The sequence below is a fragment of the Dyadobacter sp. 676 genome, from assembly GCF_040448675.1.
Taxonomy (GTDB): domain Bacteria; phylum Bacteroidota; class Bacteroidia; order Cytophagales; family Spirosomataceae; genus Dyadobacter.
In genome coordinates this window covers 2,520,110-2,532,829 of sequence record NZ_CP159289.1, presented here as the reverse complement: position 1 = coordinate 2,532,829, position 12,720 = coordinate 2,520,110, and the positions used below count along the sequence as shown (strand labels likewise).

The following is a 12,720-nucleotide window of genomic DNA, read 5'->3' as shown; positions in this document are numbered from 1 at the left end:
ATTACTTAGCTGATATTGACAAGTTGGCAGGTATTTGCTTGAATATCGGGGTAAAATCCAACCATAGCCCGGGCATAAAAAAATGGCGGCCCGGTACCCCGGAACCGCCATTGAGGCAGTGTGTATTCATGTCGTTTATTGCACCCGGCTAAAAATGAGCTGGTTGCTGTTATCGTAATACAGAATCAACCTGTTGGCTTTCAGATCGTATAGGTTTACGTTCGGCAGGGCGTTCACAAAGAGATTGCCCCAGCTTGTTTCGGCCCTTTCCGTTCCGCCCCCGCCTATCTGGATAGTGTTCTGCTGGGCTGTTTCGTAAAAACCTGTAAGAATGTTGGTGGAAGTGGTTCCTTCCAGTTCGCCCTTTTCTTTAAAGTTGAGGCCTATGTCCATCAAGCCCTTGGTAGTGGCTGGTTTTTTGATGGTATCATCATCCTGCACGATGCTCTCCAATTGCCATTTGCCGGTTAATTCCATGTTACTGTTGATCGTGGTGGTTTTTCCACAGCCGGTCAATAGCGAAAAAAACAGCACGGATGCTGCCGGAAGTATAAGGGCTTTCATACACGTAAATAAAATTTCGGGACTACCTATCATTGACATCGTACCAGCAAAAAAGGTTGCAAAAAAAGTTGAGCCGCTCTATAAATCTACAAAAAATGTGCCAGCTATCCGAGCTCCGACTGCATAATTTATAACGGTTCAAAGGCTGAATTCTTTTACCGGGGACGGAATCTATTTGTGATGAATAAAAATGATTATGATCGTATTTTGATGGTAATGTTGTATTATTGTTGACCTTTTGGGTAAAATACGGATAGAATATGAAAGCACCCATCCACAAAAACATCGAGAGCCAGGTCCGCACAGTAACCGTACACGAATTGAAAGAGCCCCATTTCGATCCTAACTGGCATTTTCATCCGCATTACCAATTATTTACCGTACTAGAGGGAACCGGCAAACGGTTGATCGGCGACTCTATCCAGACGTTCGGGCCCGGCGATACGGTATTCCTCGGTCCGGATGTTCCCCACCTGTGGCGCAGCGATCCCGCCTATTTCGAAACAGGTTCGAACCTGATGACACACGGCATCGTGCTCTACTTTCAGGAAGATTTTCTTGGAAAAGATTTTCTCGAAAAGCCGGAAATGCTCGGCCTGCGCCAGTTGCTGGCGGATTCCAAACGAGGGATTTCATACAAAGGCACATTGGCCGAACATATTCGCGACGAGCTGATCTCGCTCACGACCGTCGAGGGCTTCAAGGGTATCCTGCAATTGCTGATGCTCCTCGATAAACTGGCCCATGATACCACCGGGGAACCCATTTCCAGTTATGGCTACGTTAATAATTACAAAGTGTCCGAAACCGAGCGGATGCAGAAGGTGCACAATTATGTACTCCAGCATTTTTTCCAGGAAATCCGCCTAAGCGACGTCGCTTCCCTCGCCGGTATGACCGAAGCCGCGTTCTGCCGGTACTTCAAGGCACGGTCGAACAAGACATTTATCGATTTCGTCAACGAAATCCGCATCGGTCATGCCTGCAAGCTGCTTCTGGAAGATAAATGGACCATCGCACAGATCGCTTACGACAGTGGTTTCGATTCGTTATCGAACTTTAACAGGAATTTCAAGAAGTACATCGGCCATACGCCGCGAGAGTATAAGGGGAATTATTGATGATACCCGGCGTCGTTGAGATCTGTTGTTATCGAATGTGTTTCCAAATTCGGAAACTTAAGATGTGAAAATATCCTGACCGCCGATGCAAGCCAGGATATTTTAAAGGGTTAACCTTTCACATTATTAGTCCCATACTTTCCACGCTGCGGGCGCGAGAGCATCGCGTTTGCTTCCTTGTCATTAATGAATTCCTCTTTTTTGGGGTCCCACTTCACTTTGCGGCCGAGTTTCATGGCCGTATGTGCGAGCAGGCAAGCGGTACACGAGCGGTGTGCGATTTCGGCGTGACTGATGGTTTGCTTGCCACTCTGAATACTTTCGATCCAGTTCCGGTGCTGCTCAGGGCTTTCGTACAAATGGATTTCATTTTCCCCGATCACCGAGCCGAGGATTTTCGGATCGCTCGCGTAGAATGCCTTGTTCTCTTTCGCATTTTGAGCGGCCACCGGGTCGGAGGCGGTAACGCCTACATTGCCGCGGGACACGAAGATCCAGCCATCGGTACCCTCGAATTTCACGCCGTTCGGGTTAGTACCGCCGATTTCCATCACCACGCCGTTTTCATACAACGCATTTACCAGAAAGTCACCGTGTACGTCCCAAAGACCTGAGCCTTTCGCAGGGAATGTGGCTTTGCCCTCAATTTCAATTGGTCCGGTAAGCTCGGTATCCATACCCCAATGTGCGATGTCGATATGGTGGGAGCCCCAGCCGGTAATCATGCCTGCGCCGAATTGTTCAAGGCGCAGCCAGCCCGGACGGTCGTTAATATCGGTCTGCGAATGCACGCGGTCTAGCGTATAGTAAACTTCCGGTGTCGAACCGAGCCACATGTCGTAGTTCAGGTTGGGAGGGACGGGCATCGGTTCGGGATTTCCTCCCGGAGGATCGCCGGGAAGCCCCACATATACTTTTTTCAGTTTTCCAATGCGTCCGTTGCGCACCAGCTCGCACGTACGCTTGAACTGCGGCCAGGGACTTACCGAACGCTGCTGGCTGCCCAATTGGAAAATGACCCCTTTCTTCTTGATCATGTCGGCCATCTGGCGGCCTTCCCGGATCGTTAGCGATGTGGGTTTTTGCATATAAATATGCTTGCCGGCAACGGCTGCCTCCATGGCGGGTTGGGCATGCCAGTGGTCGGGCGTGCTGATGATGACCGCGTCGATGTCCTTGCGGCCCAATATTTCATGGTAATCGTCGTAGGTCTTTACTTCGAGGTATTTTTCTTTTCCGGTACGTTCGGCATATTTCCGTTCGATCCATTCCTTACCTTTTGCCAACCGGTTCTTGTCCAGATCGGCGACGGCGATCACGTGCGCCGCTTCGTTTTTGATCACCTCCGGCAAGTCGTGCGTGGACCCGATGCGGCCAAAACCGATCTGTCCGATATTGATCTTATTGCTCGGGGCATTCTTGCCAAAAACCGTCGACGGGACGATGGCCGGGAACATCGATGCTGCGATGATACCGGCCGTGCCCTTCGCGGTAGCCTTTAAAAATGACCTTCTGTCCTGGTTTTGCTCCTTCTGATCTTTCATTTTAATGCAGATTTAGGATTGATGACTGATGTTTTCGTGATTATTTCGAGAGGGCGGGAATGGCATTGCGTACCACGTCGTTCGGGCTGGTTGCGTAAGCTTTACTGTAATTCCTTGGCTTTTGCGGGCCGATAGCCCATTCGATGGCGCCGAGGATATGCTTGCGCAGGTCTTCTTTTTCATAATCCTCCTTCTGGTGCCCAAGCGAAGTATAGAAGGAGCGCCCGCCGTCGTACTCATGCCACCAAACCGACGGGAACACGTCGCCGAATGTATCGAGTGCCTTGCCGCCCGGTTTTTGAATGGTGGAATGGTCGTTCACTGCCAGCACGTTCAGGTTTACGCCGAGTTCCTTGATAAAATAGAACTCGTCCGTTTGCCGCTGCCAGGTTTTTCCCAAATGCGCTACCGATGGATTTTTCGGGTCGAGGACCTTCACCGAGAAGCTTTGCCCCGGCTCATGCCAGAAAAATGTTCCGCCCAGCAAATCCTTGAACCACCGCCATTTGCGCTCGGTACCGGAGGCCGAATGCAGCCCTACAAAGTTTCCTCCCGCCTGAATATATCGCATGAGTGCTACCCGCTGAGCGTCGGTATCGAAAACGTCATTATTGGTGTTTGAAAATACCAGGCAATCGTATTGTTTCAGGTTTTCGTCTGTAAACTTCGTTGGGTCGGAAGTCGTATCGACAGCAAAACCGTTCTGTTTGCCCAGTGCGAGGATGGCTGTTTTGGAATTGGCGATATTGTCATGGACGTAGCCTTTCCCGTTTTTGGTATAAACCAGGATTTTGACCTTGTTCCATTTAATTTTTTGCGCGTGTGTGCTTTCCGGCCACCCCGGCCCCAGGAATAGCAGGCAGAGCAGGCATGTTGTCAGGATGTTTTGTTTTTTCATCGATACTTAATAAGAAAAGGTTTAACTAAAATCCAATGGAATTTCCTCCATCCACAGGCAATGAAACGCCTGTAATGAATTTCGCGGCTTCCGAGCTCAGGAATACCGCCGCCCAGCCTATGTCGTCGGGTTTCCCCCAGGTTCCCATTGGTGTGCGGTCCATGGCCTTGTCGCGGCGCGAGGGGTCGCCGTTCATGGCGGTGAGCATCATCGGTGTTTCGATGAAACCCGGAGCAATGGCATTGACACGTACATTGTAAGGGGAAAATTCGGTCGTCAACGCCTTTACCATCCCGCCGACAGCCGATTTCGATGCGGTGTAAGCCACTACGCGGTCGATACCATATAATGCGGCCATGGACGTGATCATCAGAATGGAGCCGCGCTTGCGTTCGACCATGCGTTTGCCGCATTCGCGGGTGATCGAGAAAACGGCGTGCAGGTTCGTCCGGACGACGCGGTCGAAATCCTCGTCGGACACTTCCACGGCGTGTTTTTTCATGTTGATACCCGCATTATTGACCAGGATATCGATTTCGCCGACCTCGTTTTCGATCGTTTCGATTAATGCCGGAAGCGATTTGAGGTCCGTAATATCATTCACAAAATAGCGGGCCCCGGCGCCGAGCTTAGGTAGCGCTTCTTTCAAAACATCCTCGCGCCTGCCCGTGATCACGAGCTGCGCGCCCGCTTGTGCGAGGCATTGTGCGATATGAAGGCCTATACCGCTGCCGCCGCCGGTTACGAGGGCAATTTTGCCTTCCAGCGAGAATATACTCAATGATGGTGTTGTTTCGATTCGACTATTGGCAGACATTATTTTTTAGATATATAAATCTTGATTAAAACTCACGGGCCGATCGCGCGATGCTCATTTCCAGTCCTCGCAGTTCGGCCAGCGCTTTGAGCCGTCCGATCATGGAATAGCCCGGATAGGTCTTTTTATGCAGATCGTCGAGCATTTGAAACCCGTGATCGGGGCGCATGGGCAGCAGATTGTCGGTATAGTGTGCCGCGCTGCGGCGCAGTTCCTCCTTGTGTAATGCCTTGACTACCTCGTACATATCCACGTCACCATCCAAATGCGGCGCTTCATGGAAGTTCCGGTTGTCTTCTGCTTCTCTTTTGGTAGTCCTGAGATGGACGAAATGAATGCGGTCGCCAAACCGGCGGATCATGCCCGGCAGATCGTTGTCCGCCCGGACGCCCAGGGAGCCGGTGCAGAACGTAATACCGTTGGCCTGGACGTCGCATGCCTGCATGAGTTGCGCGAGGTCGGCCTCGGTGCTTACCACCCGCGGCAAGCCGAGCAATGGCCGTGGCGGGTCGTCCGGATGGATACAGAGGTTAATACCGAGTTCCTGTGCCACCGGCGTAACCTGGCGGATGAAGTAATAGAGGTTTTCTCGCAGCTCTTTGTCGCCGATTGCTGCATATGCGTTAAGTAACTCCTGAAAGTTCGCCAGTTCGAAAGCTTCCTCCGAACCGGGCAAGCCAAGTAAAACCGTATTTGTGAGTGTCTGTACATCGGCTGGCGACATGTTTTGCAATTTCAACCTTGCCGATTCCCGCACCTGATCGTCGTAATCCTTTTCGGCGTCGGGGCGTTGAAGAATATAGAGATCGAACAACGCAAAATCCTCCCACACAAACCTGAGCGTTTTGTGGCCTTCGGGGAGGGTATAAGTGAGATCGGTGCGCGACCAGTCGAGTACCGGCATGAAATTGTAGCACACCGTCCGGATTCCCTCCGCTGCCAGATTGCGCAACGACTCCTTGTAGTTTTCAATGTATTGTTCGCGCGTCGGCAATCCCTTTTTGATATGCTCATGTACCGGAAGGCTCTCTACTACGAGCCATTTGAGCGGGGTATGCCTTTCATTGCCCGCCTCGACGAGCGAGATCCTTTCCCGGATCGCTTCCCTCGTCCAGACATCGCCCACCGGTATCTGATGTAGCGCGGTAACGACGCCACTGCATCCGGCCTGACGGATGTCCATCAGCGAAACCGGGTCATTAGGGCCAAACCAGCGCATGGTCTGAATCATAATTGAATGAGTTTTTTATAAAAATAAAAATATAATCTTGTATTGTAACCGATTGCATTAACTTGCCATAAATTTCGGCCGCGGGGTTTGCTATTGAAAGAGCCGTCAAATTCAAAGCATAATTAACAGACGGAGAATGCCTTTGTGGGCCCCTACAAGAAAAGGATAATGGAAAAGGAAATTACCATTTACGACCTTGCAAAAATACTTGCGTTGTCACCCGCGACCGTAAGCAGGGCATTGAACGACCATCCAGCAATTAACGCGAAAACCAAATTGCTCATTGCGGAGAAGGCCGCCGAGCTCGGTTATCGTTCCAACACATTTGCGAGCCATTTGCGGACCCGGAAGACCAATACGTTGGGCGTAATCGTACCGAGGCTGAATAGTAATTTTATGTCGACGGTACTCGCGGGAATGGAAGAAGTGGCTAATAATTTCGGGTATAACCTGCTGATAAGCCAGTCGTTAGAGTCCGTGTCGAAAGAGCGGGCCAATGCCGGGACGATGTTCAACAGCCGTGTGGACGGCCTGTTGGTCTCGGTTGCTTATGATACCGATTCATTCGAGCATTTCACGACATTCATCAACCGGAATATCCCCGTCCTCTTCTTCGACCGCATTATGGACCATCCGCAATGCGGCGCCATTGTCATCGATAACGAGCAGGCAGGTTATGACGCAACTCGCCACTTGCTGGATCAGGGCTGCCGGAGGATCATGCACGTCACTGGCGACTTGCGAAGAAATGTATATGCCGATCGGCTGAAAGGGTACAAACGCGCGCTGGCTGGACAAGGTCTGCCGCAGGATAATCGCCTCATTTTATCGACCGACCTGAGCCAGGAGGCAGGTCGTGAGATAGCTGAGCAGATCGATCAAATGGAAGAAAAACCCGATGGTCTTTTTATTGTCAACGACCTTTGCGCGGCGATCTGCATGCAGGTTTTGAAAGAGAAGGGCCACGTAATTCCGGACGATATCGCGATTGTAGGGTTTAACAATGACCCGGTTTCACAAGTAGTATCACCGCAGCTTACCACGGTTTTTTATCCCGGCTATCAAATGGGGAAAACGGCTATGATCACGATGATCGGCCAGCTGAATGGCACCAAGCCTATTGACCATTTGGAACCAATTATCCTCCGCTCAGAATTGATTATCAGAAGGTCGTCGATTCGCCTTCAGAAGTCTTAAATTGTATTTTCATTCAACGTTTGCCAATCGCATTCTCCTGTAATTCACTATTTTTGAAACAAAGCAGAAATATGGAAGCTGTGGCTGAAAGACTCTATTCGCTGGAAGAATACCTTGCCTTTTGTGAGACTCACGAGGGCCGGTTCGAATTCGTCAACGGGGAAATCATCGAAATGTCTGGAGAAACTACAACTTCCAATCGGATTGCCGGGAATATTCACTTCTATCTGCGAAAAATTTTGCAGGATGGTCCATTTGAACTTTATCAAAACGCCGTGAAGTTGCGCGTAGAAGACGGCAAAGTAGTCCGTATTCCGGATTTTCTCATTTGTGAAGAAAAAGGCGACGCTATTCGGTACACTACTTTGCCGTTGTTGATAGTCGAAGTGTTGTCTGAAAGTACAGTCAAAACCGATCGTGTTGATAAGCTTCGCGAATATTCCTCCGATCCGTCGCTGCAATATTATCTGATGATCGAACAAACCAAATGCCATATCGATGTATACATCCGTGATGGCGAGCGCTGGTATTTCGAGTTCTACGACAAAATGGACGACGTGATCAAGCTACCCTATTTCAATGCAGACTTGCCGCTAAGCGTGGTTTACAGAAAGGTTAACTTTTAAATTTCACTTCTTCAGTTGTTCCAACAAAGCCACGCTATCCCTGCGGGAGGCGGCTGAATCAATTCAGCCGCAACACAAACACCTGCTGTACACCCTTCCCGGCTTCATTCTTTACCAGCCGGTTAAACGCCAATACCTTCCCATCCGGCGACCAGACCAAATTACCGGGAGCGGCTGTCGAAGGTTCGGTCAACACTTGAGTTCGTTCCTGAAAAGGCGCTTCTCCAACCTCACAAAGCACAATGCTACCTTCATAAACATAAGTAATGTGCTTCCCATCCGGATGCCAGCGCAGGTTGCCGGTAATGTCGGAAGCGCATTCCGTAATCTGGCGCGGCTTCCCGCCGTTGGGTGAAATCGTAAAAATCTGGCTAATACCATTGGCGTCTTTGGCAATGAATGCAAGCTGACTGCCGTCGGGGGAGGAGCGGACAATGCCGGAGCAACCCGGATGCGGTGTATTGGCGGTAAATGTCAAACGCCTTTGAACGGCGCCTTTCGGAGGCATCGGGAAATCGGTGGCGGAGCCTTCCAGCGGGCCGAGCGGACCGGCTTGGGTAATGTCGTCCGGAATATCGACAACGAATACCTCGGGAACATCGCTGCCGTTTTTGTCTTTGACGGTGCCGAGAAATGCGCGGGCGATTTGTCTTTTGCCGTTTGTAGTGGTGTATCCGTTTGTTCCCACCCAGCTATCGCTAGCCGCATGGCTAATCTCGTCGCTTCCCGGCCCGGGGTTTGGAACAACCCGCACTACCAATGCGCTAAACCATTCACCGGACACATTTTCGGTGTTTTCATCGACTTTAACAGCCCTTATCTTTCTGGAAACACCGATCGTCCGTAAGTTTCGCTTCTCGCCGGTCGAATCTTCCAGCGCTTTCAGAATGGCGTCGTTGTAAGTGAATCCAATCCATTGCCCGTCGCCGCTCCACTCGTGCCGGTGCGTGCCCCCGCGCAATGCGCCGGGTGTGTACGGGGGCGTCACGTCGCGGGCATCCATGTATACAGGTACATTCGGGCGGGAGTCGTGGATGATCACACCGGTACGGCGCCATTGCTGGTAGGGATTTTCGCGGGTGCTGTTGGCCAGGCCATGGATGAACACCACCGCATTTTCCTCTGGACTGTAACTCACGGCCCCCGCGCCAGGCCCCCAAACGGCATTACCCTTTATATCAAAAAGAACTTGTTTCTCTCCCGTTTCGATGTTCACCCGCTCGATCCGCGCCGACTCCGCAATGCCCCCGTCGTCGGTTCGCGTGTCATACACGAGCCATTGGCCGTCCGGCGAAAAGTTGTCGTTATTGTCGAGGTCGTGGTGGTAGGTCAGATCGTGCGTGATCTGCTTTTCTGCGGTGTCTGTCTGGCAGGATTGCATGCTTATGAATGTTAGGATCGATAAAACCGGGATAGAAACAAGTCTCATGGCCGAATCTACTTTTGCGGGGTGCTGATAACCCCCAGATAACGTCCCATCCAGTAGGGCAGGAGCCAGATATCCCCCGCGCTATGCTCGCCGGTGCCGTTTCCACTAGTCCGGTCCAGGTTGAACATATTGCCATTGTGCCGTTGAACAGGTCGCTCGTCCGGGGGCAACACTTCCTTCGTAGTTTGCTTGCGGAAGTTAGGCTCCAGCTTTTCAATGTCCTTCCGGTGACTGTTTTTAATCACCCAGTCGATCAGGTCCATCGGGTGTTCCTGCAAATACCAGACGGCTTCGTTCAGGTCGAATTCTTTGGTACCCGTCAGTGCCGTAAAAATATTCCAGGCGCCTTCCTTTTCGGGACGTTCTGCCTGCCAGTGGTCGAGGATCTGCTTTTTATAATTCGCTTTGAGCGTGTCGTTGAAAGCATAGCGGTAAAGGCCCCAGTAGCCGAGGAAATACATTTCGTCGTCGGAATGGTTCCAGCCGTCGGACATATGTTTCGCATGTTCGTCGGCATCTTCCGGCGCACGCCCGATAACGCTCATAGGCCGCATCATGTTTTCAAAATAGCCGTGCTTGGTCATCAGTTCAAATGCTTTTGCCTTGTATTTCTCCTTTTTGGTGAAATGGTAGGCCGTTTGAAGCATAGCCACGATGTTCGAAGAATTGAGTTTACGATCGCCGACATTGATCGGGAACGCATTCACATAATCGGGATGCCATTTGCCCCACATCGTAGGCTTGCCGTCGTAGTCGATCAGGTACATATTGTTTTTAACAATGTGCGACATGACGGTATCGATGAGCATGATGGCCTGCTTTTTTAATTTTCGGGTCGTCGATCAGCTCCGCCGCCGCGCCGAATGCGAAAATGTGGCCGATCACCTCATCGCTGCTCGTAGTAGCCTTCCAGTCCCATTCCTTGTCGGGCGAATGCTGCCACCGCTCGATGTCATGCAGCTCGTTGATATGGCCCGAACGCTCAAAGGAACGTGCAGGAAACCCTGCCACCGGGTTCACGGTATAAAGCCGCTCCATGGCGTCCATCGATTCGCGGCAGTTTTGCAATGCATCCGGGTCTTTGGTGGCTGCGTACCGGAAAATCTGGCCGCCGAGGTACATGGAGGTCCAAAGGCCATCGTTGTCTGAATCTTCGGTGTAGCCGGTCGATAAATCGCCGTGATCGAGGCCGGTAAGCTGCGAGTTGAAACCATTCCGTATGTGGCGTAACCTGACCTGCTTTTCGAATGCCATTGCCTTCGCTTCCAGCGTCATCGGTTTGAATTCAATTTTCCCCAGACCTTTGGTCGTCAATACCAATACGGAGTTTTCAGGGCCTTTGGCGATATCGACCACTACATTGCCCGGCAGCCAGCGTTCGCCGAAATAGTAATCGAACTTGCCGTCGGCACGCAACGCGAATGCACCCATATTAGAGCCGAACCACACTTTGCCGTTCACGTCTTTTACTGCCGTGATTTTGGTAACAGGTAATTTACGATTGATGCTGCCGGTTTGTTTTCCGGTTGCTATGTCCAATGTAAAATAGCCGTCGAGCGTGCCGATAATGATTTTTGTCTCTTTCGAAGCAAGGTCGAAAGCGGTAAAATCTGAGCCGGCGAGCACTTTGGTCAGTTTTTTGTCCTGAACGCCCAGTTTGTAAAGCGATTTGTTTCCCAAAATCCAGAACTGGTTTGTATTACCCTGAAACGCGAGGCCGATCACAGAATCGTCCGGTAACTTCCCATTCCAGAGGCTTTTCGAATCTTTGATTAATTCCAAAGAAGTGCCATCCGAAACCAGGAAGGTGAAATCCTTACCGCCCGCGAACAGGCTCGCCTTGGGAAGGTTGTGCTTGGAAAAAAGCGTCCCTGCCCACGCATTGCTGAATACCACCTGGTCTGTCAGGTACACAAGCTGGTCCTGGTAGGCGGTCAACGCAGCGATATTTTTATCTTTCATGTACCGGTAGCTCCGGTCGGGAACGACCTTACCGGGATATAGGAACTGCCCCGCAGAAGTGTGCCGAAGCCCTTCTTTCGCGAGCATCTGGATAACACCGTTGCGGTCCGAGGCAACGTGCCGGAGAGTGCTTTGGGTTGTATCGGCATAATACTTGATGCTGAAATCCTGCAAATAAGGTTTGTCTCTGTACGCAGGTTGTACCTGCGCACGTGTGACTGTAATGCCCGTGCATAATAGGAGGGATACTAAAAAGAACTTTCGCATTGTATTGAGTTGGTTATTTGACTTTTTTCCTTCTTTCCATCATCTCTTTCCAGGTGGTTAGAATGATGCCTTCCGACCGAATGAAAGCTTTCAGGTCCGGGTCGAGCATGGAGAGCATATCGGCATACCGCGATCCTCCGGAGGCGCTGATGAATTTGAAGTCATCGGTGACGTCGCTGCTGTGGACGATCATCATGGCCACGCCGGGCTGCATTTTTCGGATTGTTTCGATGAATTTTTGAGCTTTGTATTTGCCCCATTGCTCCGGGGTTACATTGTCGTCATCCGGCTTCCAGTCACCGCTGATGGTATGCAGGTCGTCGAGTACCGGCAGGCCGGCTGCCCATATTTTCCGTCCGAATTCGGCGGAGCGTTTGGTAATTTCCGGCTCGGGAAGTTCCATTCCCTCTTTCCATTTACCCTCGGCTTTAAGCTTTTTGATCAATGGGTTGTTCAGGCATTCTTTCAGCAGTTGGTTATTCCCGCCGGGAAACATCACCGGAATGCCGAATTCCGCGCCTATTTTGATATATCTTTCGAGATAAGGAATATGTGCGAACAGCGTGCCCATATGCGAATCCATGTGCGTGGGTTTCAATCCGAGTTTCAATGCCCGGTTCAGTTGTACGCGTATTTCCTGTTCCACTACATCCGGACTGGCGTGTTTGATCACATCCTCCACCGTGTGCCACATGCATCCCTCGTCGTCCACGAGCCCTTCGGAATGCGCGATGCCATTCAACGGCGGCCAGCGATAATCCTTCCATTCCGAAGTAAGCGTGAGATGCAGGCCGACATCCATTCCGGGATTGGCGATAGCATATTTGGCAAAACTAGCAGCCCAGGGACAAGGCATCATAATGCTGCAAGAGGTGGCAATGCCGTTCTGTATCGACTTTTTCGCGCCCTCGTTCGAGTAATGCGACATTCCCGCGTCGTCGACGTGGAATATGACGACCTTCGAGCCTTTCGGCCAGCCGAGTTTTTCGGCATAGGTCTGTTGTGCTGATGTTTCTTGCATGACCAGTAATAGCAGGTTGATGAGCAAAAGATAGGTTTTCATA

10 protein-coding genes and 1 pseudogene are annotated in these 12,720 nt (G+C 51.1%); 3 read left to right on the top strand and 8 right to left on the bottom strand.

What is annotated here, in order from left to right; all coding sequences use genetic code 11:
* Positions 1–135: 135 nt before the first annotated feature.
* Positions 136–564, bottom strand: coding sequence for an META domain-containing protein (locus tag ABV298_RS11350; RefSeq protein WP_353722216.1), 429 nt, complete (start codon positions 562–564; stop codon positions 136–138).
* A 260-nt stretch (positions 565–824) separates the two neighbouring features.
* Here ABV298_RS11350 and ABV298_RS11345 point away from each other — a divergent pair, with 260 nt between their 5' ends.
* A complete protein-coding gene (locus ABV298_RS11345; RefSeq protein ID WP_353722215.1) occupies positions 825–1,685 on the top strand; it encodes an AraC family transcriptional regulator in 861 nt (286 codons plus the stop codon).
* Positions 1,686–1,795: 110 nt separating this feature from the next.
* Here ABV298_RS11345 and ABV298_RS11340 read toward each other — a convergent pair whose 3' ends face one another.
* Genes ABV298_RS11340 through uxuA form a run of 4 tightly spaced genes read right to left on the bottom strand, consistent with a single transcriptional unit; the run spans position 1,796 to position 6,175 of the window.
* Complete coding sequence (locus ABV298_RS11340; protein WP_353722214.1) at positions 1,796–3,229, bottom strand: Gfo/Idh/MocA family oxidoreductase; 1,434 nt, start codon at positions 3,227–3,229, stop codon at positions 1,796–1,798.
* A 40-nt stretch (positions 3,230–3,269) separates the two neighbouring features.
* On the bottom strand, positions 3,270–4,127 hold the full coding sequence (locus ABV298_RS11335; RefSeq protein ID WP_353722213.1) for a ThuA domain-containing protein: 858 nt from the start codon (positions 4,125–4,127) through the stop codon (positions 3,270–3,272).
* A 25-nt stretch (positions 4,128–4,152) separates the two neighbouring features.
* A complete protein-coding gene (locus ABV298_RS11330; protein ID WP_353722212.1) occupies positions 4,153–4,944 on the bottom strand; it encodes a glucose 1-dehydrogenase in 792 nt (263 codons plus the stop codon).
* Positions 4,945–4,969: 25 nt separating this feature from the next.
* Positions 4,970–6,175 (bottom strand): mannonate dehydratase, encoded by a 1,206-nt coding sequence (gene uxuA, locus ABV298_RS11325; protein ID WP_353722211.1) that lies wholly within the window; start codon positions 6,173–6,175, stop codon positions 4,970–4,972.
* 168 nt (positions 6,176–6,343) lie between these two features.
* On the opposite strand from uxuA, the gene ABV298_RS11320 reads away from it, so the two are divergent.
* A complete protein-coding gene (locus tag ABV298_RS11320; protein ID WP_353722210.1) occupies positions 6,344–7,372 on the top strand; it encodes a LacI family DNA-binding transcriptional regulator in 1,029 nt (342 codons plus the stop codon).
* Between the two features lie 53 nt (positions 7,373–7,425).
* Complete coding sequence (locus ABV298_RS11315; protein WP_353722209.1) at positions 7,426–7,998, top strand: Uma2 family endonuclease; 573 nt, start codon at positions 7,426–7,428, stop codon at positions 7,996–7,998.
* A gap of 58 nt (positions 7,999–8,056) precedes the next feature.
* On the opposite strand, the gene ABV298_RS11310 is transcribed toward ABV298_RS11315, so the two are convergent.
* From ABV298_RS11310 to ABV298_RS11300, 3 genes and pseudogenes are all read right to left on the bottom strand, one after another.
* Positions 8,057–9,379 (bottom strand): DUF3748 domain-containing protein, encoded by a 1,323-nt coding sequence (locus tag ABV298_RS11310; RefSeq protein WP_353722208.1) that lies wholly within the window; start codon positions 9,377–9,379, stop codon positions 8,057–8,059.
* 56 nt (positions 9,380–9,435) lie between these two features.
* Positions 9,436–11,656 (bottom strand): annotated as a pseudogene (locus ABV298_RS11305) (hypothetical protein).
* Positions 11,657–11,669: 13 nt separating this feature from the next.
* Positions 11,670–12,719 carry a polysaccharide deacetylase family protein gene (locus ABV298_RS11300; protein WP_353722207.1) on the bottom strand — a complete coding sequence of 350 codons (1,050 nt, stop codon included), beginning with the start codon at positions 12,717–12,719 and terminating at the stop codon, positions 11,670–11,672.
* Between the last annotated feature and the right edge of the window lies 1 nt (position 12,720).

Excerpts from the sequence above, each read along its gene's own strand:
- ABV298_RS11330 (WP_353722212.1), bottom strand. The coding sequence starts at position 4,944 with ATGTCTGCCAATAGTCGAATCGAAACAACACCATCATTGAGTATATTC.
- uxuA (WP_353722211.1), bottom strand. The coding sequence starts at position 6,175 with ATGATTCAGACCATGCGCTGGTTTGGCCCTAATGACCCGGTTTCGCTG.
- ABV298_RS11345 (WP_353722215.1), top strand. The coding sequence starts at position 825 with ATGAAAGCACCCATCCACAAAAACATCGAGAGCCAGGTCCGCACAGTA.
- ABV298_RS11310 (WP_353722208.1), bottom strand. The coding sequence starts at position 9,379 with ATGCAATCCTGCCAGACAGACACCGCAGAAAAGCAGATCACGCACGAT.
- ABV298_RS11320 (WP_353722210.1), top strand. The coding sequence starts at position 6,344 with ATGGAAAAGGAAATTACCATTTACGACCTTGCAAAAATACTTGCGTTG.
- ABV298_RS11340 (WP_353722214.1), bottom strand. The coding sequence starts at position 3,229 with ATGAAAGATCAGAAGGAGCAAAACCAGGACAGAAGGTCATTTTTAAAG.
- ABV298_RS11300 (WP_353722207.1), bottom strand. The coding sequence starts at position 12,719 with ATGAAAACCTATCTTTTGCTCATCAACCTGCTATTACTGGTCATGCAA.
- ABV298_RS11350 (WP_353722216.1), bottom strand. The coding sequence starts at position 564 with ATGAAAGCCCTTATACTTCCGGCAGCATCCGTGCTGTTTTTTTCGCTA.
- ABV298_RS11335 (WP_353722213.1), bottom strand. The coding sequence starts at position 4,127 with ATGAAAAAACAAAACATCCTGACAACATGCCTGCTCTGCCTGCTATTC.